At 72.4% G+C, this 24,026-nt stretch carries 22 protein-coding genes and 2 riboswitches; of the genes, 12 read left to right on the forward strand and 10 right to left on the reverse strand.

Annotation, left to right across the window (positions count from 1 at the left end; translation table 11 throughout):
• Positions 1-22: 22 nt before the first annotated feature.
• Positions 23-2,188, reverse strand: a complete 2,166-nt coding sequence (gene glgX / locus ACZ4QV_RS02735) for a glycogen debranching protein GlgX (protein WP_361147336.1) — start codon at positions 2,186-2,188, stop codon at positions 23-25.
• A 609-nt stretch (positions 2,189-2,797) separates the two neighbouring features.
• Here glgX and ACZ4QV_RS02740 point away from each other — a divergent pair.
• From ACZ4QV_RS02740 to ACZ4QV_RS02770, 7 genes are all read left to right on the forward strand, one after another.
• A complete protein-coding gene (locus tag ACZ4QV_RS02740; RefSeq protein WP_361146201.1) occupies positions 2,798-3,979 on the forward strand; it encodes a L,D-transpeptidase in 1,182 nt (393 codons plus the stop codon).
• Between the two features lie 284 nt (positions 3,980-4,263).
• Positions 4,264-5,430 carry a L,D-transpeptidase gene (locus ACZ4QV_RS02745; protein WP_467762506.1) on the forward strand — a complete coding sequence of 389 codons (1,167 nt, stop codon included), beginning with the start codon at positions 4,264-4,266 and terminating at the stop codon, positions 5,428-5,430.
• A 170-nt stretch (positions 5,431-5,600) separates the two neighbouring features.
• A complete protein-coding gene (locus ACZ4QV_RS02750; protein ID WP_030018248.1) occupies positions 5,601-6,368 on the forward strand; it encodes an enoyl-CoA hydratase/isomerase family protein in 768 nt (255 codons plus the stop codon).
• 264 nt (positions 6,369-6,632) lie between these two features.
• The gene (locus ACZ4QV_RS02755) at positions 6,633-7,184 is read left to right on the forward strand and encodes an ATP-binding protein (RefSeq protein ID WP_361146199.1); all 552 of its coding nucleotides are present in this window, start codon (positions 6,633-6,635) and stop codon (positions 7,182-7,184) included.
• 470 nt (positions 7,185-7,654) lie between these two features.
• Positions 7,655-8,056 carry a hypothetical protein gene (locus ACZ4QV_RS02760; RefSeq protein WP_361146196.1) on the forward strand — a complete coding sequence of 134 codons (402 nt, stop codon included), beginning with the start codon at positions 7,655-7,657 and terminating at the stop codon, positions 8,054-8,056.
• Between the two features lie 59 nt (positions 8,057-8,115).
• Positions 8,116-8,949, forward strand: a complete 834-nt coding sequence (locus tag ACZ4QV_RS02765; RefSeq protein WP_361634112.1) for a DsbA family protein — start codon at positions 8,116-8,118, stop codon at positions 8,947-8,949.
• Positions 8,946-9,776 carry a cytochrome c biogenesis CcdA family protein gene (locus ACZ4QV_RS02770; protein ID WP_361146191.1) on the forward strand — a complete coding sequence of 277 codons (831 nt, stop codon included), beginning with the start codon at positions 8,946-8,948 and terminating at the stop codon, positions 9,774-9,776. The genes ACZ4QV_RS02765 and ACZ4QV_RS02770 overlap by 4 nt, the downstream gene beginning before the upstream one ends.
• A 77-nt stretch (positions 9,777-9,853) precedes the next feature.
• On the opposite strand, the gene ACZ4QV_RS02775 is transcribed toward ACZ4QV_RS02770, so the two are convergent.
• The 3 genes from ACZ4QV_RS02775 to ACZ4QV_RS02785 form a co-directional block, all read right to left on the reverse strand.
• Entirely contained in the window at positions 9,854-10,201 is a 348-nt protein-coding gene (locus ACZ4QV_RS02775) for a hypothetical protein (protein ID WP_125044867.1), read from the reverse strand.
• A gap of 221 nt (positions 10,202-10,422) precedes the next feature.
• Positions 10,423-11,253, reverse strand: coding sequence for an ammonia-dependent NAD(+) synthetase (gene nadE, locus ACZ4QV_RS02780; RefSeq protein ID WP_361634109.1), 831 nt, complete (start codon positions 11,251-11,253; stop codon positions 10,423-10,425).
• 75 nt (positions 11,254-11,328) lie between these two features.
• Positions 11,329-11,883: a GH25 family lysozyme gene (locus ACZ4QV_RS02785; protein ID WP_361146186.1), complete on the reverse strand. Its 555-nt coding sequence runs from the start codon at positions 11,881-11,883 to the stop codon at positions 11,329-11,331.
• Positions 11,884-12,418: 535 nt separating this feature from the next.
• Here ACZ4QV_RS02785 and ACZ4QV_RS02790 point away from each other — a divergent pair.
• From ACZ4QV_RS02790 to ACZ4QV_RS02805, 4 genes are all read left to right on the forward strand, one after another.
• On the forward strand, positions 12,419-13,144 hold the full coding sequence (locus ACZ4QV_RS02790) for a phosphatase PAP2 family protein (protein ID WP_361634106.1): 726 nt from the start codon (positions 12,419-12,421) through the stop codon (positions 13,142-13,144).
• 97 nt (positions 13,145-13,241) lie between these two features.
• Positions 13,242-13,529, forward strand: a complete 288-nt coding sequence (locus ACZ4QV_RS02795) for a hypothetical protein (RefSeq protein WP_361634103.1) — start codon at positions 13,242-13,244, stop codon at positions 13,527-13,529.
• 56 nt (positions 13,530-13,585) lie between these two features.
• Positions 13,586-14,239 (forward strand): class I SAM-dependent methyltransferase, encoded by a 654-nt coding sequence (locus ACZ4QV_RS02800; RefSeq protein ID WP_361634100.1) that lies wholly within the window; start codon positions 13,586-13,588, stop codon positions 14,237-14,239.
• On the forward strand, positions 14,236-15,246 hold the full coding sequence (locus ACZ4QV_RS02805) for an HNH endonuclease family protein (RefSeq protein ID WP_361634097.1): 1,011 nt from the start codon (positions 14,236-14,238) through the stop codon (positions 15,244-15,246). The genes ACZ4QV_RS02800 and ACZ4QV_RS02805 overlap by 4 nt, the downstream gene beginning before the upstream one ends.
• Positions 15,247-15,395: 149 nt before the next feature.
• Here ACZ4QV_RS02805 and ACZ4QV_RS02810 read toward each other — a convergent pair whose 3' ends face one another.
• The 5 genes from ACZ4QV_RS02810 to gcvT all read right to left on the reverse strand — a co-directional run bounded on the left by ACZ4QV_RS02810 (position 15,396) and on the right by gcvT (position 21,715).
• Complete coding sequence (locus ACZ4QV_RS02810; protein ID WP_361146173.1) at positions 15,396-16,778, reverse strand: L-serine ammonia-lyase; 1,383 nt, start codon at positions 16,776-16,778, stop codon at positions 15,396-15,398.
• Positions 16,779-16,901: 123 nt separating this feature from the next.
• Positions 16,902-18,566, reverse strand: a complete 1,665-nt coding sequence (locus tag ACZ4QV_RS02815) for an APC family permease (protein WP_361146170.1) — start codon at positions 18,564-18,566, stop codon at positions 16,902-16,904.
• Positions 18,567-18,807: 241 nt separating this feature from the next.
• Positions 18,808-20,067 carry a serine hydroxymethyltransferase gene (glyA, locus tag ACZ4QV_RS02820; protein ID WP_361146167.1) on the reverse strand — a complete coding sequence of 420 codons (1,260 nt, stop codon included), beginning with the start codon at positions 20,065-20,067 and terminating at the stop codon, positions 18,808-18,810.
• Positions 20,068-20,124: 57 nt separating this feature from the next.
• The gene (gene gcvH, locus ACZ4QV_RS02825; protein ID WP_361146164.1) at positions 20,125-20,499 is read right to left on the reverse strand and encodes a glycine cleavage system protein GcvH; all 375 of its coding nucleotides are present in this window, start codon (positions 20,497-20,499) and stop codon (positions 20,125-20,127) included.
• An 88-nt stretch (positions 20,500-20,587) separates the two neighbouring features.
• A complete protein-coding gene (gene gcvT, locus ACZ4QV_RS02830) occupies positions 20,588-21,715 on the reverse strand; it encodes a glycine cleavage system aminomethyltransferase GcvT (protein WP_361586257.1) in 1,128 nt (375 codons plus the stop codon).
• Positions 21,716-21,747: 32 nt separating this feature from the next.
• Positions 21,748-21,856, reverse strand: a riboswitch (glycine riboswitch).
• Positions 21,857-21,952, reverse strand: a riboswitch (glycine riboswitch).
• 256 nt (positions 21,953-22,208) lie between these two features.
• Here gcvT and ACZ4QV_RS02835 point away from each other — a divergent pair.
• Positions 22,209-22,961, forward strand: a complete 753-nt coding sequence (locus ACZ4QV_RS02835) for an AAA family ATPase (protein ID WP_467762507.1) — start codon at positions 22,209-22,211, stop codon at positions 22,959-22,961.
• Between the two features lie 233 nt (positions 22,962-23,194).
• On the opposite strand, the gene ACZ4QV_RS02840 is transcribed toward ACZ4QV_RS02835, so the two are convergent.
• Positions 23,195-23,989, reverse strand: a complete 795-nt coding sequence (locus tag ACZ4QV_RS02840; protein ID WP_361146156.1) for a hypothetical protein — start codon at positions 23,987-23,989, stop codon at positions 23,195-23,197.
• Between the last annotated feature and the right edge of the window lie 37 nt (positions 23,990-24,026).

Below are 24,026 nucleotides of genomic sequence, written 5' to 3' on the forward strand. Positions count from 1 at the left end.
CGTCCGGCCGCCGGCGCGGGCGTCAGTCCGCCACCACGCGCAACAGCAGCACCGACCGCTCAGGAACGGTGAGCCGGACGCCCGCGCGCAGCACGGTCCCCGGCGGCCCGTCCTGGTCCTCCAGAGAGGTGTCGACGACCAGCTCGTACGCGTCGGCCCAGGGCGGCCCCGGCAGGGTGCAGGCGACCGGGCGGTGGCCGGTGTGCAGGACGGCGAGGAAGCTGTCGTCGGTGACCGGGCGGCCCTCGGGGTCGCGTTGCGGAATGTCGGTTCCGGACAGGTACATGCCGAGGGTGGGGGTGGGCTCGTACCAGTCCCGCTCGGTCATCTCCGTGCCGCGCGGGGTGAACCAGGCCAGGTCCCGCAGCCCGTCCGGGCGCTGCGGCCGGCCGGAGAAGAACGCCCGGCGGCGCAGTACCGGATGGTCGCGGCGGAGGGCCATCAGCCGGGACGCGAGGGTGGCCAGCGCCCGCCAGCCCGGGTCGTCGAGGAGCGACCAGTCGACCCAACTCGTCGCGTTGTCCTGGCAGTACGCGTTGTTGTTGCCGCCCTGCGTACGGCCCATCTCGTCGCCGGCCACCAGCATCGGCACCCCGGTGGACAGCAGCAGGGTGGTGATCATGTTGCGCAGCTGCCGGCGGCGCAGCGCCTGCACGGCGGTGTCGTCGGTCTCGCCCTCCGCGCCGCAGTTCCAGGAGCGGTTGCCGTCGGTGCCGTCCCGGTTGCCCTCGCCGTTGGCGGCGTTGTGCTTGTGCTCGTACGAGACCAGGTCGCGCAGGGTGAAGCCGTCGTGCGAGGTGATGAAGTTGACCGAGGCGTACGGGCGGCGGCCGCCCCACGCGTACAGGTCGCTCGACCCGGAGAGCCGGTAGCCGAGGTCGCGTACGTCGGGGTGCGCGCCGCGCCAGAAGTCGCGCACGGTGTCGCGGTAGCGGTCGTTCCACTCCGTCCACAGCGGGGGGAACGCGCCGACCTGGTAGCCGCCGGAGCCCACGTCCCAGGGCTCGGCGATCAGTTTGACGCGGCGCAGCACCGGGTCCTGGGCGATCACCGCCAGGAACGGCGAGAGCATGTCCACGTCGTGCATGGAACGGGCCAGCGCCGCCGCCAGGTCGAAGCGGAAGCCGTCCACGCCCATCTCGGTGACCCAGTAGCGCAGCGAATCGGTGATCAGGCGCAGTACGTTGGGCTGGACGACGTGCAGGGTGTTGCCGCAGCCCGAGTAGTCGGCGTAGCGGCGGCTGCCGTCCGCCAGCCGGTAGTAGCCGCGGTTGTCGATGCCCCGGAAGGACAGCGTCGGGCCCAGTTCGCTCGCCTCGGCGGTGTGGTTGTAGACGACGTCGAGGACGACCTCGATACCGGCGTCGTGCAGGGCCCGCACCATCCGCTTGAACTCGCCGACCTGCTGGCCGCGGGTCCCGGAGGCGGCGTACGCGGCGTGCGGCGCGAAGTAGCCGATGGAGTTGTAGCCCCAGTAGTCGCGCAGGCCGCGGCGGAGCAGGTGGTCCTCGTGGGCGAACTGGTGCACCGGCATCAGCTCGACGGCGGTCACGCCGAGGCGGGTGAGGTGGGATATCGCGGCCGGGTGGGCGAGGCCCGCGTACGTGCCGCGCAGCTCCTCGGGGATGCCCGGGTGGAGCATGGTGAAGCCGCGGACGTGCGTCTCGTACAGCACCGTGTCGGACCAGGGCGTCTTGGGCCGCCGGTCGTCCATCCACTCGTCGCCGCCGTCCTCCGGGTCCTCGTCGGCGACGACGACGCCCTTGGGGACGTACGGGGCCGAGTCGCGGTCGTCGCGCACGGTGTCGGCGACGTGCTGCTGCGGCCAGTCGCGTACGTGCCCGTACACCTGGGCGGGCAGCGTGAACTCGCCGTCCACGGCCCGTGCGTACGGGTCCAGGAGCAGCTTCGCCGGGTTCCAGCGGGCGCCGGTCCACGGGTCCCAGCGGCCGTGCACCCGGTAGCCGTAGCGCTGGCCGGGCCGGACGCCGGGCAGGAAGCCGTGCCAGATCTCGTGCGTCAGCTCGCTGAGCGGGTGGCGGGTCTCGCGGTCCTCGTCGTCGAAGAGGCACACCTCGACGGACTCCGCGCCGCCCGCCCAGAGGGCGAAGTTGGTGCCCGCCACGCCGTCGGGGCCCGTACGGTAGCGGGCCCCGAGCGGCTGCGGGCTGCCGGGCCGTACCGGCACCGGGAGCGGGTCGGCCCGGTCCGTCGCGTCCGCCGCGTCCGGTGCGGGGGCCTGACGGGGCGGCTGGGCGGGGGGCGGGTGGACGCGGTGGCCGTTGACGGGCGCGGCGCCGGCCGCGCATGCCGTGCCGCTGCCGGGCTCCGTGCCGTTCGCGGTGTCCGGGAACGGCGCGTGCGCAACACCCTGCTCCGTACCCGCGGCCGGCGCCGTACGTCCGGGGCCGGCGCCGTCCCGCTGCCCGTCCCGCAGGCCGTCCTCGCCCCGCACGTCCCGTACCGACTCCTGCTCGGGTGCGCTCGACACAGGCCAGCCTCCCGCGGCTCATGGCTCGGTCGGACGGGGACCGCGCGGCGTCCCGGCCGCGCGCCCGGACCGTCCTCCCCTGTGTTCTTCCCGCAACGGGCCGTCGCCTCACGTTTCCTCGGCGCCGGGGGTCTCGTTGGTCTGTCCGTGACCTATCGCGGCGTGACATATCGGGACATGGAGTGGCGGATCCTCGTAGGGCGGACTCCCGGACGGATCGCCTCCGTACCGGCACCTTCCGTGCGGCGGCCCCCGGAGGGGGACCGTCCGGTACGGCCGCTCCACCGGGGCAGGGGGCCGTCCTCCGTGACGGCCGCCACCGTCGCCGTCCTCACGGCCGCCGTGGCGCTGGCCGGCTGCGGGCTCCCCGGGACGGTGGCCGGGAGCAAGCCGCGGTCCCCGAAGGAGGCGATCAGGGTGACTCCGGGGGACGGTGCGAAGGGTGTACGGGACACCGACCGCATCACCGTACGGGTGCCCGACGGGCGGCTGGAGCGGGTCGCCGTCAGCCGCATCGAGGACGACGGCAGTACGCCGGTGCCGGGCCGGATCACCCCGGACGGGCTGAGCTGGCGCCCGTCCGGGACGGCCCGCCTCGCGCCGGCCGCCCGCTACACGGTCGACGCGGTGGCCACGGACGGGCACGGACGCCGCACGGCCCGCCACACCACCTTCACCACCTTCGTGCCGCCGCACCGCCTCGTCGGCTTCTTCACGCCCGAGCACGGCGCCACCGTCGGCACCGGCATGATCGTCTCGCTGGAGTTCAACCGTCCGGTCGCCGACCGGGCGGCCGTCGAGCGTGCCGTCTCGGTCACCGCCCGGCCCGCCACCGAGATCGCCGCCCACTGGTTCGGCGCCCGCCGCCTGGACTTCCGGCCGCGCACCCGCTGGCGGCCCGGTACGCGGGTCTCGATGGACCTGCGGCTGCGCGGCGTACGGGCCGCACCCGGTGTGCTCGGCACCCAGCGCAAGCAGGTCCGGTTCAGGATCGGCCGGGATCAGACCAGCCGGGTTGACGCGGCGGCGCACACGATGACGGTGTGGCGCGGCGGCCGGCGGCTGGCCACGCTCCCGGTGACCGCCGGGAGCCTCACCAGCCCCACGTACAACGGCAGGATGGTGATCCTGGAGCGGCACCCGGTGACCCGCATGGACGGGGACACGGTGGGCTTCGGCGGCGAGTACGACATCCCGGACGTGCCGCACGCCCTGCGTCTGACCACGTCGGGAACGTTCCTGCACGGCAACTACTGGGCGCCGCCGCGTACCTTCGGCGGCACCAACACGAGCCACGGCTGCATCGGGCTGCGGGACACCCAGGGTGGCGGCCCGGACACCCCGGCCGGCTGGTTCTACGACCGGTCGCTGGTCGGTGACGTCGTGGAGGTCGTGAACTCCCGGGACCGGGTGGTGGCGCCGGACAACGGCCTCGGTGGCTGGAACATGCCGTGGCGGATGTGGCGGGCGGGCTCCGCGCTGCGCTGAGAGGCACCGCGGGGCGACGACGTTTCCGGCCGACTTCGGGGCGAACCGGACCCCCTTTCGTGCGATCCCGCCCCACGCATATCACTTGAGGCCGAACGGTGACATCGCCGGGTGAAGCCACTGTCAGTGGGGTGTGGTTATCTATCGGCTGAGCGTACGTGGGTAGATATGCGCGTACGGGGGAGTGCCGGCCGGGCGAGGGAACAAAGGGGCCAGTCGTGAACGTGCAGCAGGGGCAGCCGGTGCCGGGGGCGCGGCGAGCGGGGCCGTCGAGGAGCGGCGGAGTGCTCGCACTGCTGCTGTCGGCACTGCTGATACTCGTCACCGCCTGCGGCGGCGGGGGCGAGGACAAGAAGGGCGGGGGGACCGACGCGGACAAGCAGCCCTCGCAGGCCAGTGTGACGATCACGCCGAAGGACGGCGCCAAGGACGTGGCCACCGACGGCGCCCTGAAGGTCAGCTCCTCGCGGGGCCGGCTGACCTCGGTCAAGGTCCAGGACGACAAGGGCAATCCGGTCGAGGGGAAGGTGACCGGCGGCTCGGTCTGGCAGCCCACCGGCAAGCTGCGCGCCGCGACGACGTACAAGGTCGACGCGGTAGCCGTCGACGACCAGCTCCGCGAGTCCGCCCGGCACGCCACGTTCACCACCCTGGTCCCGGAGAACACCTTCGTCGGCCGGTACACCCCGGAGGACGGCCAGACCGTCGGCGTCGGCATGCCGGTCTCCATCAACTTCACCCGCGGGATAACCGACCCCGAGCGCGTCCAGAAGGGCATCAAGGTCACGGCCGAGCCCTCGGTGCCGATCGCGGGCCACTGGTTCGGCAACGACCGCCTCGACTTCCGCCCCGAGACGTACTGGAAGCCCGGCACGAAGGTCACGCTCGACATCGACCTCAAGGGCGTCGAGGGACGGCCGGGCGTCTACGGCACGCAGTCCAAGCACATATCCTTCACGATCGGCCGCAGCCAGGTGAGCACGGTCGACGTGAAGGCGAAGGAGATGTCCGTCGTCCGCGACGGCAAGAAGATCAAGACGATTCCGATCACCGCGGGCGGGCCGGGCACCGAGACGTACAACGGCCAGATGGTGATCAGCGAGAAGCACGAGGTCACCCGGATGAACGGGGAGACCGTCGGCTTCGGCGGCGAGTACGACATCGCGGACGTGCCGCACGCGATGCGGCTGAGCACGTCCGGCACGTTCATCCACGGCAACTACTGGTCCGGCCGGTCGACGTTCGGCTCCCGCAACGCCAGCCACGGCTGCATCGGCCTCTTCGACCAGCGCGGTGGCGGGGACAGGTCCACCCCGGCCGCCTGGTTCTACGCCAACTCGCTGATCGGCGACGTGGTCACGGTCAAGAACTCCCACGACGAGACGATCGCGCCCGAGAACGGCCTCAACGTGTGGAACATGTCCTGGGAGAAGTGGCGGTCCGGCCAGTAGGCACGGTCCGGCCGGTGAGCGCGGGCCGGCCGGCAGGGGCGGTCCGGCCGTAGTCGGCGGTCCGGGCGCCCGGCGTGGCCCGGCGGTGGACGCGATCCCGCCGCCGGTGTCCGCACCGTTGACCGAAGGGCGCCGGTCCCCACCGCGTTAACGCGGACTAACCTGCCCTCATGACTGTGAACTTCGAGGTCGCCGAGGGCGTCGGCACCATCCGCCTGGACCGCCCGCCGATGAACGCACTGGACGTCGCCACCCAGGACCGGCTGCGCGAGCTGGCCGAGGAGGCCACCCGCCGCGACGACGTGCGCGCCGTCGTCATCTGGGGCGGCGAGAAGGTGTTCGCGGCCGGCGCGGACATCAAGGAGATGCAGAACATGGACCACGCGGCCATGATCGAGCGCTCCAAGGCCCTGCAGGACTCCTTCACCGCCGTGGCCCGCATCCCCAAGCCCGTGGTCGCCGCCGTCACCGGGTACGCGCTCGGCGGCGGCTGCGAGCTGGCGCTGTGCGCCGACTTCCGGATCGCCGCCGACAACGCCAAGCTGGGCCAGCCGGAGATCCTGCTCGGCCTGATTCCGGGGGCCGGCGGCACCCAGCGGCTGGCCCGGCTCGTCGGCCCGTCCAAGGCCAAGGACCTGATCTTCACGGGCCGCCAGGTGCGGGCCGACGAAGCGCTCTCGCTCGGGCTGGTCGACCGGGTCGTGCCCGCCGCCGAGGTGTACGAGCAGGCGCACGCCTGGGCGGCCCGGCTCGCGGCCGGTCCCGCCATCGCGCTGCGGGCCGCCAAGGAGGCCGTCGACGCGGGCCTGGAGACCGACATCGACACCGGCCTGACGATCGAACGCACCTGGTTCGCGGGGCTTTTCGCCACCGAGGACCGGGAGACCGGTATGCGCAGCTTTGTTGAGGAGGGTCCGGGAAAGGCCAAGTTCCGCTGAATCGCGCCCGGTTGGCGGGGCCGCTGAGGTGTGGCTGACGATCGATGCCTCGTGTGGGGGAATTGCAGTAAACGCCGGAACGCCCCGGAGGGGGCGCGTCCGCCGTGCACGTTCATCGGGTAGGCACATGAAGTCTCCGCAGGTCAGCATGGATTCGGCCGGGTTCCCCCTGCCTTCGGCATATGCCAAGGCAGGGGTCCGGAACCGGGCGTTCCGGGCAGGGCATTCCCCCGGTTCCGCCCCCGTGACCCCGCGGTAACAGCCATGATGGGGGGCATGGCGGGCCTCGAAGGAATGGAGCAGCCGCGGCCGCGGAGCGGCTCGGCCGCCGCACGCTGGGGACTTCCCGGAGGTCTTCCCGGTGCGGGCGCCCGGAGCGGCCCGTCCGGCGGCGACCCCGCCGCCCGGGCCCTGGAACTGGTGGGTGATCCCACGCTGGACGAGGTGCGCCTGCCCTCCCGCCCCGAATCGGCCTTCACCGCCCGCCGGCTGGCCCAGTCCGTACTCGTGAAGCGGTGGAACGTCTCCCAGCAACTGACGGAGCACGCCGTACTGTTGGTGTCGGAACTGGTCGGCAACGCCGTCCGGCACACCGGCGCCCGCACCTTCGGGCTGCGGATGCTCCGCCGCCGCGGCTGGATCCGGATAGAGGTCCGCGACCCGTCCCGCGGCCTGCCCTGTCTGATGCCGGTCCACGAGATGGACATCAGCGGTCGCGGCCTCTTCCTCGTGGACAAGCTCTCCGACCGCTGGGGCGTGGATCTGCTGCCGCGCGGCAAGACGACCTGGTTCGAGATGCGGGTCATCGACCGCTGAGCGGCCGCGCCGCGTGCGGGGCCGGTGCGTCCGTACGGCCGTGAAACGCGACTGGGGCCCTCCCGCGCGGTACGCGGGTGAGGCCCCAGTGTCGACCGCCGGCGGGCGAAAGGGGTGTACCCGCGGGGTCAGGGCGACCGTGGCCCGGGTCAATGGGGGGTCGCTGGAACCGACTATCGCAGGCCGGTCGCGACCTTGCCAAAGCGGCAATTGCGGACAAAAAGCGTCGAAGGTTGATCAAACGATGCGCGATCAAAGGTGAGCTACGACACCAGCCTTGCATTTAGTGGTTAGGTAATCGATTCCCTCTATGGTTATGCGAAAAAGAGTATGGGCTATGCACCTAACTCGACGGCGGGGAACGGCGGTCGGTAGCGGGACATCGGGGCCACGGTCCGTAGGATGGGCGGCCGCACACCGGTGCGCGCCGGTGGGCGCCCGGCAGAGGGAGACGGAAGGAGGCCAGGGGCATGGAACGCGTACGCCGCTCGGCCGCCACGACCCTGCTGCTCCTGCTCGCCGTCACCTTCGCGCCCCTGCTGTGCCGGGTGGGCGGCGTCCCGCCGGAGCCGGTCCGGCCGGCCGCCGTGGCCCAGACCACCGTGCGGGCGGGCGACGGCACCGCGGCCGGACCGGTCGCGCACCACGCCGTCGCCCAGGCGCCGAAGAAGTGCTCCGGCCAGCACGCCCCCAGCCAGAACGAATCGGTCCCGGTCCCCACCCCGAACCGCGGTGAGCCGCTGGCGCCCGCCGCCACCGCACCCGCCCCGTTCGCCGCCGCGGCACCCGCCTGCTTCGCGCTGGCCCGCCCGCCCACCGGGACCGCCCCCGCCACCGACCCCATCGCGCTCCTGCCCGTACTGCGGATTTAGGCCGCTGCCCGTCAGCCCGGCCCGACCTCCTTCTCACCCGGTACGTCTGGAGCATTCCCATGCCCACTTCCTCGTCATCCGCTTCACCCACCCGCAAGATCGCCGCGATCGGCGCCGTCGTCGCCCTGGTGGTGGCACTCGTCGCCATCGGCATCGCCGTCGGCAAGGCCGTCGAAGGCGACTCCGACAGCGGCACGAACACCCCCCGCGCCGCCGCCTCCGTCTCTCCCCAGGAGGACGACGGCCAGCAGCGGCTGTACGACCAGCTCGCACAGCAGACCAGCCGGCGCACGGACGGCGACCCGCTCGCCGTCGGCAAGAAGGACGCCCCGGTCGTCCTCGTCGAGTACGCGGACTACCAGTGCTCGTTCTGCGGGCGCTTCACCCGGGAGACCCAGCCCGAACTGATCAAGAAGTTCGTGGACGACGGCACCCTGCGCATCGAGTTCCGCAACTTCACCATCTACGGCGCCGACTCCGAGCGGGCCGCCCGCGCCTCGTGGGCCGCCGGACAGCAGGGCAAGTTCTGGCAGATGCACGACGAGCTGTACGCCAAGACCAACAAGGGCAGCGCCCTGGCCGAGGACAAGCTCGTCGAGATGGCCCGCGAGAGCGGCGTGGCCGACCTCGACCGGTTCCGCAGCGACCTGAACGGCGCCGCCGCCGCGGCCGCCCTGAAGAAGGACCAGAACGAGGGCTACGGGATCGGCGTCCAGTCCACGCCGTCCTTCCTCGTCAACGGCCGGCCCATCGCGGGGGCCCAGCCCACCGACGTCTTCGAGCAGACGGTCCGCCAGGCCGCCGAGCAGGCGAAGAAGGCCGGAAAGGCCGGGAAGGCCGACGGCGCGGCGAAGGGTGAGGGTTCCGGCAAGGCGGAGGAGCCGGCGAAGTGACGGACATCGGCTACCTCGCCGCCTTCCTCGGCGGCGCCCTCGCCCTGCTCAGCCCGTGCAGCGCCCTGCTGCTGCCCGCCTTCTTCGCCTACTCGCTGTCCCACCCCGGCCGGCTGCTGGCCCGTACCGGCGTCTTCTACCTGGGCCTCGCCACCACCCTGGTCCCGCTCGGCGCGGCCAGCACGGCCACCAGCCAGCTTTTCAACGGCCACCGGGACCTGCTCGTCGCCATCGGCGGCTGGGTGGTGATCGCGATGGGCGCCGCCCAGATCCTCGGCCTCGGCTTCGCCTTCAAGCGGGCCCAGCAGGCGGCGGCCCGGATCACGCCGCGCTCGGCGGTGTCCACGTTCCTGCTGGGCTGCGTCTACGGCCTCGCGGGCTTCTGCGCCGGGCCGATCCTGGGCGCGGTGCTGATGGTCACGGCGGTCAGCGGGTCGCCGGTCTACGGCGCGTCCATGCTCGCCGTGTACGCGCTCGGCATGGCCCTGCCGCTGTTCGTGCTCGCCCTGCTCTGGGACCGGTTCTCGCTGGGCAGCCGGGGCTGGCTGCGCGGCCGGGAGTTCGGCGTCGGAAAGCTGCGGCTGCACACCACCTCCCTGGTCTCCGGGCTGTTCTTCATCGGCATCGGTGTCCTGTTCCTCACCTTCAACGGCACCAGCGCCCTGCCCGGCATCCTGGACGCGGACACGGAGGTGCACGTCGAGGAGTGGGCCACCCGGATCGGCAACGCCGTACCGGACTACGTCCTCGTCGCCCTGGTGGCACTCGTCGTCGCGGCCGTACTGGGACGTATCGCACTGCGCCCTGAGAAGAAGCGGCAGGACTGAACGGCCCGGCCGCACGCCCGCCACGTCCGTTCCCCCTCCGCACGCCTGCCGGCCGCCCGGCAGGCGTGCGGACGCGTCTAGGCGCTGCGGCGCAAAGAGTGGTCCTGCCGGTCCCAGTGGTACGGCTGGTGGGGGCCGGCGTCCGCACGGCGACGGCGGTCGTTGCACAGCAGGCACTTGCCGTAACCCGGGGGCAGCGGGTCGTCGGGGTCGCCGTACAGCGGATCGACCGCGCCGTGCGGATGTATGGCGCAGCCGGTCGGGCCGGTCAGTGTGCTCAGCGAGCTGGCGGCGGTCAGCGCCTGCCGCAGGACGTCGACGAGCTGGTCGGCGTCCCGCCGGGTGGGCGCCGCCTGGAGGGAGGAGGCGATGTCGGATGCGGTCGTCAGCGCGGTCTGGAGTTCGCGCAGGTCTGCGTAACCCATGCTCCGGAGCGTAGAGGCCCCCACTGACAGTCGATCTTCCGAGCGCGTTTCACGGCTTCGCATGCACCGTCCATGCCCGCCGTCGGCGACGATCGAGCACCTCGCGGGTGATCTTCCCCTGTCCGCAGCATGACAGGCGGACGACGTGCGGCGGGGCCGGGCGGGACGGTGCGGGCGCGGAAGCCGGTCCCGGCCTCCGCGCCCCCACCCTCCGCGACCGCTCAGGGAGCCGTCGGCAGCTCCCGCTTGTGGGCCGTGGCGTGGTAGCGGCGCACGATCGCCTCGTACGCCTGCTCGCCGACCGGCTTGCCCTCCAGGAAGTCGTCGATGTCGTTGTACGTGACACCGAGGGCGTCCTCGTCCGGCTTGCCCGGGTCCAGCGTCTCCAGGTCGGCGGTCGGCACCTTGCGGACCAGCTCGGCCGGGGCGCCCAGCGCGTCGGCGACCGCCCGGACCCGGCGCTTGGTGAGGCCGGTGAGCGGCACCACGTCCGCCGCGCCGTCGCCGTACTTGGTGAAGAAGCCGGAGACCGCCTCGGCCGCGTGGTCGGTGCCCACGACCAGGCCGTCCTGGGCGCCCGCGACCGCGTACTGCGCGATCATCCGCTGCCGGGCCTTGACGTTGCCCTGGACGAAGTCCTGGTGCCGCTCGTCCCGGAAGGTGACCTCACCGGCGAGCGTCGCCTCCAGCATGGCGTCGCTCGCCGGGCGGATGTCCACGGTCAGCACCCGGTCGGGCTTGATGAAGTCCAGCGCGAGCTGCGCATCGTGCTCGTCGGCCTGGACCCCGTACGGCAGCCGCATCGCGTAGAACGTCGCGTCGTGCCCCGCGTCACGGGCCCGCTCCACCGCCAACTGGCACAGCCGGCCGGCCGCGGTGGAGTCCACGCCGCCGCTGATGCCCAGGACGAGCGCGCGCAGGCCCGTGGTCGTCAGCTGTTCCGTGAGGAAGGCCACGCGGCGTTCGATCTCCGCCTGGACGTCGAACGACGCGGACACCTGGAGATCCCGGGCGATCTCCTGCTGCTGGGACGTGGACGCCGGGTCGGTCACGGCTGCTCCTTCGGACGAGGGGCCAGCGCGGTACGCAGGGTGCGTGGTGCTGGTACGGACAGGACTCCTCAGACTCTATGACGGAGAGGCCCATTCCTTCAGGGCGGCCCTGTCCGGGAAGTCGGCCACGTCCTTGTCCAGCGGCCGGTCCGTGTACTGGTGGAAGCGCCACGGCGCCTTGATGCGGGGGTGCCCGGCCGAGACGTAGTCGGCGATCCACAGGCCGTCGCCGGCGTACGAGGTCGTGTCGTGGTTCAGCCAGAAGTCGCGGTTGCAGTACAGGATCACCCGGTGCGTGGGCCGCAGCCGCTTGACCTCCTTCAGGAACTGGTCCTTCTGGGCGTTGCTCGCGTACGTGCCGCCGCCGGTGCGCTCCCAGTCCGCCGCCAGCAGGTCGCCCTCCACGGACGCGCACTTCTCGACGAAGTACTTCGCCTGCGCCGCGATGTTGCCCGGCCACAGGAAGTGGTAGAAGCCCACCACGCAGCCCGCCTTGCGGGCCTTGGCGGCCTGTGCGCCCTGGTGCGGATTGATGTACGAGCGGCCCTCTGTCGCCTTGACGACGACGAAGTCCAGTCCGGTCGCCGAGTACGAGGGGTTGTGGGAGCTGACGTCGACGCCATGCAGCATGTGCGGCCTCCTGCCGACCGAAAACGATCGATTACGATGCGTCACGTGGTGTTATCAGCAGTTCAACATGTCCACGGCATCTCGCGCCAGAGTCTGGCGGCGAACTTCCGCTGATCAACGCGTTGTTGGCGGGCGTACGGCCGCAGTTGACGTTCTTCGACCGGCGATGATCGACTACCGTTCCGGTAGCGATACGTAGGGGTACGGACCCCGGTTCCCGGAAGGGAGCGCGCGGTCCGGCCACCGAGGGGGCGCGTGTCGGCCAGAGAACCGCCGGAGTTCGGCCAGACCGGGCGCCCGCGTGTTTCGGCCGCCCGCCGGCGTGCGCGGCGCAACGAGCCGGAACGCCCCGCGCGAGGCCCGTACCCTCGCTCCAGCAGTTGCCCCTGGCACATCCGTCCGGCACGAACCATCTCTGACCTTGGCAGACTTACCGGATGACGCACGCCGCACGACGCCCCGACGGCGCCCGCCTCGTCCACCCTCTCCCGTTCCGGCCCACCAACGCGCTCCTCCTGCCCCGGGTGGAGGCCCGGTGACGCCGTCCGAAACCCGCCCGCGACGGCCGCGCGTCCCCGGCACGCTCCGTGCCGCCGCCCTGTGCGCCCTGCTCCTCACCGTCACCGCCGCGCTGCTCGCCGCGCACGGCTGGGCCCCGCTCGGTCCGGAACGGGCGGCGCACGCCTGGGCCGTGGCCCACCGGACGGACGCGGCGGCCGCGGCCGCCCTCGTGATCACGGCCACCGGCTCCGGCCCCGTCCCGTACGCGCTGGCCCTCCTGTCGGGCGCGCTCGCCGGCCGGACCCCGCGCGAGCGCCTGCACACGGCCGCCACCGCCCTCGCCGTCCTCCTCCTCGGCCAAGCGGTCCGGTACGGCCTGATGGAACTGATCACCCGCCCACGCCCCTCCGAGGCCGACTGGACCGCCCGCGCCACCGGCCACTCCTTCCCCTCCGGGCGCTCCACGACCTCCCTCCTGGTGGCCGGCATCCTCGCGTGGGCGGTGCTGACCCGCGTCCACCGGACACCCGCCCGCCGCCTGACCCTCACACTCCTCGGCATCTGGGCGGCGTCGGTCGGCGCCACACGCGTCTACCTGGGCGTCCACTGGCCCGGTGACGTGCTCGCGGGCTGGCTGCTCGCCGCCGCCTGGCTCTCCCTCACCCTCCACCTCGTACGAACAGGCTGCCTGCCGGTCCCACGCGCCCCTGCCTCCCCGCGCACCCCCACCACCGCCCCACAGCCCCCGAACTGTTCATGACCAGCCCAGATGTTCACCAAGGACGGCATGGAACGGCACGGAGCCGAGCAACACCCCGTGGCCCCGAACGCACCGCCGACCCAGGGCGAGCCCCTCCATGGACAACCGACCCGACCGCACACCACCACACCACCACGCTGCCCCGCCGCCCCGCCGCCCCGCCGCCCCGCCGCCGGACCCGACCCCGTGCGAAGAACCGCACGACGCGGCCACGATCATCCACCCCACCGACCGGGAGATCGCGGGCTGCGTCCACCACTGCGCCCGGGCCCTGGCCGGCCTGGAGGGCGCCCGCGTCCGCCCGTTCATCCCGGCGGGCAGCGCCATGGAGATCTGCCTCAGGTCCCGCGAACTGCCATCGTTCGCCTGGGAGATAGGCGGGTAAGGCATCGAACGTGCAGGTCGGCAGGCATTGTCAGTGCCGGGCCGTAGTCTGCGGGCATGACGACGAACGGGGAAGCGGACGCCGGGACCGGCACCGCACGACAGCCGGCGCCGGGCGTCCAGCCGTACTACGCGCAGGCGGCCGAAGCACTGGCCGAGCGGTACGAGAGCGTCCGCTTCGAGACGGTGCACCGGGACTTCCTGCCCCTGCTGCCCACGGCCCCCGCCCGCGTGGCCGACATCGGCGCGGGCACCGGCCGGGACGCCGCCGCCCTGGCCACCCTCGGCCACGAAGTTCTCGCCGTCGAGCCCGTACCGGAACTGCGCCGCGTCGCCCGCCGTCTGCATCCTTCGCCATCGATCCACTGGCTCGCGGACTCCCTGCCGGACCTGGCCCGGCTGGAGGGAGAGGCCGGGAGTTTCGACCTCGTCCTCCTCTCCGCCGTATGGATGCACCTGGAAGAGCCGGACCGCCCGGCCGCGATGCGCCGCCTGCACACCCTCCTCGCCCCGGGCGGCCGCCTGCTCATCTCCCTACGCCACGGCCCCCCGCCCGCCGACGGCAGGATGTACGACATCCCCGCCCCCGAAACCGTCACCCTGGCCACCCACCACGGCCTGCGCCCCCTCCGGAAGACCACCGGCACGGACCACCTCGGCCGCGACGCCGTCCACTGGTCGTCCCTGGCCTTCGAGAAGGAGCGGGCATGACCCAGGACGACTTCTACGCCGCCGAACCGTCCGCCCGCGCATCGTGGCGGATGTCCATCCTGATGGGCCGCAACGCCCGTACCTACAAGTTCGCCCTCGGCGACGCCCTGCTCCACCACGCGGCCCAGGGCCACACGGACATCCCGCTGCGCGACCTGGCCGCCTCGTACGCGATGGCGTTCCTCGAACGCCAAGCTCCCCAGGCCCCGGGGAGCGCGGAGGCGCTCGGCGCGACGGACTTCCTGACCGTGACGGCGCAGGAAAGCGCGGAGTCCCGTCGGCTCGGCCGCCCCACCGACCGACTGCTGGACGCCGCGGAGCGGTCGATGCCGGGGATGGTCATGCTGAAGTTCCACAACCACGGTGGCGGCGAGGTGCCGCACCGCTTCTACGACCTCGCCGGCCGCGGGCGTCACCGCACGGTGCGGCTCAGCCCGGCCCTCGGCCAGGTGGCGCGCTCGTACGAGCGGGACGGGCTCCGCGCGGAGCTGGACGCTCGCTGGAGCATCGTGGAGAACTGCTTCGCGACCGGCGTAGGCCGCAGCCTGATCGAGGAGGGCATCCACGTCGACCTGGACACCCTGCACGTCACGGACCGGTACCGGCGCCGCTCGGTCACCGGCGTGGCCGAGGCCGTGGCCGGGTTCCAGCACGGGCGCTGCCACATCTGCGACGAGCCGCTGGACCCCGGCACGCGGACCGCCGTGGACCACGTCTTCCCGCACGCCCTGATGCGCCGCTTCGCCAGCGTCGGCGGCTGGCGCGGCCCCGACCTGGACAGCCTGTGGAACCTCGCGGTGGCCCACGCGAAGTGCAACGGGGAGAAGAGCGACCGCCTGCCGAAGCCCGCCGAACTGACCCGCCTGGCCCGCCGCAACGAAGCGATCATGCGCTCCCCGTGGCCCCTCCACACCACCCTCCGCCGCACCCTGCAGCACGCGATCCCCGGCCGCCGAATACCGAACTGGACCGCGTTCCTGCAAGAGGTCGGCAAGGTGTGTGCCTAGGCCGTCGGACCGAGGAAGGGAAAGCCGCCCACCGGCCGGGGTGCGGGGACGCGCGGAGGGTTCCCTGCGGCGCACCCCCGAGCCCTCACCCACCGGCCCTGGGCGCGGAGACACGCCCCGTCAGCCGGCGATCCGGCCCCGAAGAGCCCTCAGCACTCGATGATGTTGACCGCCAGCCCGCCCCGGGCCGTCTCCTTGTACTTGACGCTCATGTCGGCGCCGGTGTCCTTCATGGTCTTGATGACCTTGTCGAGGGAGACGTGGTGGCGGCCGTCGCCGCGCAGGGCCATGCGGGCGGCGGTGACGGCCTTGACGGCGGCCATGCCGTTGCGTTCGATGCACGGGATCTGGACGAGGCCGCCGACCGGGTCGCAGGTCAGGCCGAGGTTGTGTTCCATGCCGATCTCGGCCGCGTTCTCGACCTGCTCGGGGGTGCCGCCGAGGACCTCGGCGAGGCCGCCGGCCGCCATCGAGCAGGCCGAGCCGACCTCGCCCTGGCAGCCGACCTCGGCGCCGGAGATGGAGGCGTTCTCCTTGAAGAGCATGCCGATGGCGGAGGCGGCGAGCAGGAAGCGGACGACGCCCTCCTCGTCGGCGCCGGGCACGAAGTTGACGTAGTAGTGCAGGACGGCGGGGATGATGCCGGCCGCGCCGTTGGTGGGGGCGGTGACGACCCGGCCGCCGGCCGCGTTCTCCTCGTTGACGGCCATCGCGTAGAGGGTGGTCCACTCCATCGCGTGGGCCTCGGCGTTGCCCTCGGCGCGCAGCGCGCGGGCGCCGTTGGCGGCGCGGCGGCGTACCTTCAGGCCGCCGGGCAGGATGCCCTCGCGGGACGTGCCGCGGGACACGCACGACTGCATGACCTGCCAGATCTCCAGCAGCCCGGCGCGGATCTCGTCCTCCGTACGCCAGGCCTTCTCGTTCTCCAGCATGAGGGCGGAGATGGACAGGCCGGTCTCGCGGGAGAGGCGCAGCAGCTCGTCGCCGGTGCGGAAGGGGTACTTCAGGACCGTGTCGTCGAGCTTGATGCGGTCCTCGCCGACCGCGTCCTCGTCGACGACGAAGCCGCCGCCGACGGAGTAGTAGGTCTTCTCCAGCAGGGGCGCGCCGCCCGCGTCGTAGGCGAAGAGGGTCATGCCGTTGGCGTGGTACGGCAGGGAGCGGCGGCGGTGCAGGATCAGCTCGGTCGACTCGTCGAAGGCGATCTCGTGGTCGCTGCCTATCTCCGCGCCGAGCAGCCGCAGCCGCCCGCTCTTGCGGATCCGCTCGACCTCGTCGTCGGCGGTCTCGACGTCCACGGTGCGGGGGGAGTGGCCCTCCAGGCCGAGCAGGACGGCCTTGGGGGTGCCGTGGCCGTGGCCGGTGGCGCCGAGGGAGCCGAAGAGTTCGGCCCGTACCGCCGTCGTCTGGGCGAGCAGCCCGTCCTTCTTGAGCCGCCCGACGAACATCCGGGCGGCGCGCATCGGGCCGACGGTGTGGGAGCTGGACGGGCCGATGCCGATGGAGAAGAGGTCGAAGACGGAGATGGCCACGGTGGCGGACTCCCTTGTCTGCTCGTGGTGGACGGTGGAGCAAATCGGGCTGAAGGGGCGGACGAAACGGGAGGTACGTTTCTGCGCCGACTGTCGAGCCTAACCCGGACGGCGCACAGACTCTCAGACGGAGGCCATCGGACGGTTGTCCTCCGGCGCAACGGCAGAAGACGCAGGGGAGTCGCTGCCGGTGTCGAGGGCGGGGTCGGTGCCGGTCAGACCGGTCTCGTGGGCACGGACCCCGGCGCGTACGGCCCAGAAGTAGAAGGCGACGGCGGAGAGCGCGACCAGGGCGATGTCCAGGCCGCCGGGGATGACGCCGTGGCCGCCGAAGTCCGGGCTGCCGAGCGCGGACACCGCGGACATCCAGGCGAGGAAGCCGACCAGCCACCAGGCGGGCGCGAACTGCCTGCGCAGCTTCGTCCCGCCGCGCCGCCGCAGCACCACCGCGGCGACCGGCGCGGCGACGAGCGTCAGCAGCGCGACCTTGCCGGTGTCCGGCCACTTCGACCAGTACAGCGCGCACGCCGCGAAGGCGAAGGTGACGGGGCACAGCACCTTCGCGGCGGGCAGCCGGAACGGGCGCGGCAGGTCCGGCCTGGTCTGCCGGAAGACGCCGACCGCGATCGGCCCGATGAGGTACGAGATGACCATGGCGGCCGAGACCACACTGGCCAGCGCGTTCCAGCTCCGGCCGACGGTGATCAGCAGCAGGACCGAGAAGCCGAGGTTGAGCCACATCGCGGGCCGGGCGGTTCCGTACCGGGGGTGGACGGCGGCCAGTTTCCGGGGGAAGAAGCCGGTCTCGGCGAGGTTCTGGACCATGTACGCGGCGGACGCGACGTTGGCGATGTTGGAGCCGGCCGGCGAGATGAAGGCACCGAACTGGAGCATCGTGACGACCCAGTGCAGCATCAGGATCTTGGCCAGGTCGGCGAAGGGCGAGTTGAAGTTCACCCCGTGCCAGCCGCCGGCCTGTGCCAGCTGCTCCGGCGGTACGGCGCCGAGGAAAGCGGCCTGCAGGGCCAGGTAGATCACCAGACCCAGCGAGAGCGCCCCGACCAGCGCGACCGGGATGGCCCGGCCGGGGTTCTCGGCGGCGCCGCCGAGGTTGACCACGGCCTGGAAGCCGTTGAAGGCGAAGACCACGCCGCAGGTGGTCACGGCGGTGAGCACGGCCGGCCAGCCGTACGGGGCGAAGCCGCCGTGCGCGGTGAAGTTCGAGGTGTGGAAGCCGGAGGCGATCAGCGCGGCCACGGCCAGCACCGGGATCGCGAACTTGACCAGCGTCAGGACCGTGTTGGCGCGGGCCAGCAGCTGGACCGACCAGTAGCAGGTCAGCCACAGCGCGAAGGTCAGCAGCAGCGCGACGCCGCTCCCGGCGAGGGTGAGGTGGTTGGTGGCCGGGTCGACGAGGCCCCGGGCCCAGCCGAAGCCCCAGGAGGACATGTACTGGGTGGCCGCGATGGACTCGATCGGGATCAGCGAGGCGACCGCGATCCACACCGCCCAGCCGGTCAGGAAGCCGAGCACGGGGCCGTGCGAGAGGTGGCCGTAGCGGGCCATGCCGCCGGGGATCGGGTACGCGGCCCCGACCTCGGCGTAGGACATCGCGATCATGCCGATGAAGACGGCGCCGATGACCCAGGCGACCAGCGCCGCGGGCCCCGCGACCTGCGCGGCGGAACCGGCGCCGAAGAGCCAGCCGGAGCCGAAGATCGAACCGATGCCGATCATGGTCAGGGCGAAGAGGCCGATCCCCTTGCGGTTGCCCGCGCTCATGTCCATTGCCGTACGTGTTCCGTCCTGCTGTGGTGCGAAGGACCCCGCGTCGTTGAGGGGTCGGTTCTCAGCCTATGGGGCGGAAAATCACCGTAAGGCGGACGGAAAAGCCGCGCGCCCGAGGTCAACGACCCCGGGCGCACGGCCTGTTCACCCCGGGGGCACCGCCGCGGCGGCACCTTCCGGGGCGCACTTCATGAAACGCGTCACACGGCACACCGCGCGGCCGCGGGCCGCGTGGCGCGGATCACAGCGACGGGTACAGCGGGTGCTTCCCGGCCAGGGTGGTCACCCGGGCCTTCAGCGCCTCGGCGTCGTACGACGGCTTGAGCGCCTCGGCGATGATGTCGGCGACCTCGCGGAAGTCCTCCGCCTGGAAGCCGCGGGTGGCCAGCGCCGGGGTGCCGATCCGCAGGCCCGAGGTGACCATCGGGGGGCGCGGGTCGTTCGGCACGGCGTTGCGGTTGACCGTGATGCCGACCTCGTGGAGGCGGTCCTCGGCCTGCTGGCCGTCCAGCTCACTGTTGCGCAGGTCCACCAGGACCAGGTGCACGTCGGTGCCGCCGGACAGGACGGAGACGCCGTGCTCGGTGATGTCGGACTGCGTCAGACGCTCGGCGAGGATGCGCGCGCCGTCCAGGGTGCGCTGCTGGCGCTCCTTGAACTCCTCGCTCGCCGCGACCTTGAAGGACACCGCCTTCGCCGCGATGACGTGCTCCAGCGGGCCGCCCTGCTGGCCCGGGAAGACCGCCGAGTTGATCTTCTTGGCGAGTTCCTGGGTGGACAGGATCACACCGCCGCGCGGACCGCCGAGGGTCTTGTGCGTGGTGGTGGTCACGACGTGGGCGTGCGGCACCGGGTTGGGGTGCAGCCCGGCCGCCACCAGCCCGGCGAAGTGCGCCATGTCGACCATCAGGTACGCGCCGACCTCGTCGGCGATCCGGCGGAAGGCCGCGAAGTCCAGCTGGCGCGGGTACGCGGACCAGCCGGCCACGATGAGCTGCGGACGGGTCTCCTTGGCCAGGCGCTCGACCTCGCCCATGTCGACCTGACCGGACTCCTCGTCGACGTGGTAGGGCACCACGTTGTAGAGCTTGCCGGAGAAGTTGATCTTCATGCCGTGGGTCAGGTGCCCGCCGTGCGCGAGGTTCAGGCCCATGATCGTGTCGCCCGGCTTGAGCAGCGCGAACATCGCGGCCGCGTTGGCCTGCGCGCCGGAGTGCGGCTGCACGTTCGCGGCCTCGGCCCCGAAGAGCGCCTTGATGCGGTCGATGGCGATCCGCTCGACCACGTCGACGTGCTCGCAGCCGCCGTAGTAGCGGCGGCCCGGGTAGCCCTCGGCGTACTTGTTGGTGAGGACCGAGCCCTGGGCCTCCATGACGGCGGCCGGGGCGAAGTTCTCCGACGCGATCATTTCGAGGGTGGACTGCTGACGGTGGAGCTCGGCGTCGACGGCGGCGGCGACGTCGGGGTCGAGCTCGTGGAGTGAGCTGTTCAGAAGCGACATGACTCTTCCTGGGGGTACGCGGGGCACGGGGCCCCGCCAGGCGGCGGGTGGGCGGGCTCAGCCGGTGAAGGCGGTGTACTCGTCGGCCGAGAGCAGGTCGTCCGGCTCGCCGCTGACCTTCACCTTGAACAGCCAGCCGCCCTCGAACGGGGCGGTGTTCACCAGCGAGGGGTCGCTCACCACGTCCTCGTTGATCTCCGTGACCTCGCCGTCGACGGGGGAGTAGAGATCGCTGACGGACTTGGTCGACTCCAGCTCACCGCAGGTCTCGCCCGCGGTGACCGTGTCACCGACCGCGGGGAGCTGCACGAAGACGACGTCGCCGAGCGCGTTGGCGGCGTGCTCGGTGATGCCGATCGTCGAGACGCCCTCCTCGGCGGCCGACAGCCACTCGTGCTCCTTGCTGTAGCGCAGCTGCTGGGGGTTGTTCATGTCTTGATTCTCCTGGATACGGTGGCGTGCTCGGTGCAGGGGTCTTGACAGGTGAGACGGGAGTGCGTCCGGGGCGGAGCCGCGGGCGTCACTTCCGGCGCTTGTAGAACGGCAGAACCACGACCTCGTACGGCTCATGGGTGCCACGGATGTCCACCGCCACATCGGCGGTGCCGGGCGCGGCGTGCGCGGCGTCCACGTACGCCATGGCGACGGGCTTGCCGAGGGTGGGCGAGGGGGCGCCGGAGGTGACCTCGCCGATGACGGCGCCGTCGGCGTCCACGACCGGGTATCCGGCGCGCGGGACACGGCGGCCCTCGGCGATCAGGCCGACCAGCTTGCGCGGCGGGTTGGCCTCGGCGCGGTCCCGGGCCGCCTCCAGGGCGGCGCGGCCCACGAAGTCGCCGCCGTTCGTCGTCTTCTCGAACTTCACGACCCGGCCCAGACCCGCGTCGAACGGGGTGGTGCCGGTGGTCAGCTCGTGCCCGTACAGCGGCATGCCCGCCTCCAGGCGCAGCGTGTCCCGGCAGGACAGGCCGCAGGGGACCAGGCCCGCGTCCTGGCCGGCCTCGGTCAGCGCCTCCCAGAGGGCCACCGCGTCCGAGGGGCGGACGAACAGCTCGAAACCGTCCTCACCGGTGTATCCCGTACGGGCGATCAGCGCCGGGACTCCGGCGACGGTACCGGGCAGCCCGGCGTAGTACTTCAGCCCGTCCAGGTCGGCGTCGGTGAGGCCCTTGAGGATGCCGGGGGACTCCGGGCCCTGCACGGCGAGCAGCGCGTACGCGTCCCGGTCGTCGCGCACCTCGGCCGCGAAGCCGCTCGACCGCTCGGTGAGCGCGTCCAGCACGACCTGCGCGTTGGAGGCGTTGGCGACGACCATGTACTCCGTCCCGCCGAGGCGGTAGACGATCAGGTCGTCCAGGATGCCGCCCTCGGCGTCACAGATCATGGTGTAGCGGGCGCGGCCGACGGCGACGCCGCCGATGTTGCCGACCAGCGCGTAGTCCAGCAGGTCGGCGGCGCCGGAGCCGGTGACGGTGATCTCGCCCATGTGCGAGAGGTCGAACAGGCCGGCGCGGGTACGGACGGCGACGTGCTCGTCACGCTCGCTGCCGTAACGCAGCGGCATGTCCCATCCGGCGAAGTCGGTCATGGTCGCGCCGAGGGCGCGATGCGTCGCGTCCAGCGCGGTGCGGCGGGGGGCTTCGGTCATGGTGGTGGCTCCCGGGCATGGGTGACAAGACGGTCTCCCCATCTGTCATCGGAACCTGAGAGGTTCACCGGAAGGCCGTGACCGGTCCCGGCTTGCACCTTGGGTGGAGCCACACCACGGCGGCCCGCTTTTCAGATCTGCCTCGCCCGCGCGGTATCGGGGCCTGAGAGATTCAAGGGAGGACTTGCTCCTTCGGCGCCCCGCCGTGACGGCCGGGGACTCTCCCGCGCGGATTCAAGCGGCCGGTATGGAGTTGGCTGAGCGTGGCACCCGTACCAGGACGCGCACGGTGGTGCGCCGTCCGGCACTTGGCGCGCACATCATCGCACGGGATCGCCGGATACAGGAGCCCTGGTCGTACCGGTGTTCGCAGGGGTGTCACGACAGTGTCCTGGGACTGTACGGATCGTGGGATTCCCTTGAAGCGCATTACCTTTTCTTGACACTCTGCGGGTAAGGGGACGGAATCACCGGACCGGGAGGGGCGATCACGGTGCACAGGCAGGCCGCACTCGCGACAAGTCCGGGAGGCGCGCCCCCGGGCTGTGTCCCGGAGCCGGTTCCGGCCGCCGTGCCGGGGCCCCGGCGGCTGCCGCTCGGGGTGGTGCGCCCCGGCCGGGCGCGTGCCGCGGCGCCGGACGCGCCGGCGGTGGACGTCGTCGACCTCAGGGACCGCGGCACCCCGCGCGAGGCGGCCGAGCTGCACTTCGCGGCGGGCGACGTGGTGGTGGTCTCCGGCCTGCCGGGCAGCGGCAAGAGCACGCTCATGATCCGGGTGGTGCCCGCCCTCGACGCGCGCGGCGCCGCCGTGCACCGCATCGACTCGCAGGACGTACGGGAACGCTGGGAGCGCGGCAGGCTGCGCCGGATTCCGTACGCGCTCTACCGGCCGCTGGTCAGGGCCTCCCACTACCTGGGGCTGCGGCGGGCGCTGCGATCCGGCGGCAGTGTGGTGGTGCACGACTGCGGCACGCTGACGTGGGTACGCCGCTGGCTCGCGCGCGAGGCCCGGCGCGGCGGGCGTGGCCTGCACCTGGTGCTGCTGGACGTACCGCCGGAGGTCGCGCTGTCCGGACAGCGCTCGCGCGGACGCGGAGTTTCCGGGTACGCCTTCGCCCGGCACCGGCGCGCGGTACGGCGGCTGGCCGCCCGCGCCCGGGCGGCCCGGCTCCCCGCGGGCTTCACCTCGGTCGTCCTGCTGGACCGGCCGGCGGCGGGCGCACTGCGGCAGATCGCCTTCGAGTGAGGGTCGCCGACGGGTACCCGCGAGGGGCGCCGTCGGGCACGAGCGGGGCCGCCATCGGGAACGAGTGAGGCCCGCCTCCCAAGGGGCGGGCGTCCGTACCCGTCGTTCCGGCCCGGAGTGCCGGACACCTGACGGGCCGTACGGAACCTTCCGTACGGCCCGTCACGACCGGTCCTAGTCCAGGCATATCTCCCGCATCTGCGCCTCCTCCGGACGCTCGGCGCCGGGCCGATCTAGAGGCCCAGGGCCTTGAGCAGCACGGTCGGCAGCGAGAGCACCGAGTTGACCAGCGAGGGGACGCCCTGCTGCTGCGCCTCGGCGGGCTGCTGACGCTGCGCGTCGGCGGGCGGCTGCGCGTCGGCGGCCGGCTGCGGGTCGGCGGCCGGCTGGGCGCCGTCACCCGGCCGCGGGTCGCTGATCGGCGCCTTCGGCTGGGCGGCCGACTGGTCGTCCGCCGCGTCCGCGCCGTCCGCCGGCTCCGCGGCGGGCCGGGCCGGACGGTCGGCCGCCGGAGCGGCGGCGGGCTGGGCGGCCGGCTGCTGCAGGCCGCCGAGGAGCTTGTCCAGACCCAGGATCTTGAAGATGTCGGTGACGGACCGGGAGACCGAGCCGGTCAGGGTCGCGGAGTCGGTGTCTTCCTCGGGGACCGGCGCCCGGCGCTCGATCAGCTCGTCCAACTGCGTGCGCAGGTCCTGCGAGACCCTGCGCAGCCGGAGGGAGTCGGCCGTCACCGTGCGGTCGGAGTCCTCGTTCAGCTGGTCCGCCAGCCGCTGCGCGTCCTGGAGGACCGTGTCCAGACGGGTGCGGGCGGACCGCACCTCCACGGAGTGGCCGCGGCTGTCGGCCGACTTCTCGGCCAGTTCGGCCGAGGCGTCCGCCAGCCGGCCGATGTCGTCGACGACGATGCTGTGGTTGCGAACCGGGGGCTCGGGGCCTTCCGCCGCGGTCGCGGAGCCCATGGCCCCGAGGGCGAGGGCGCCGGCGGTGGTGGCGCAGACGAGGGCGGAGGCGGTCCGGTGCGTTGCCATCAGGAGACGTGCCTTTCTGTAGGAACGGCAGGGCAAG

The organism is Streptomyces sp. NPDC026394, from assembly GCF_055567735.1.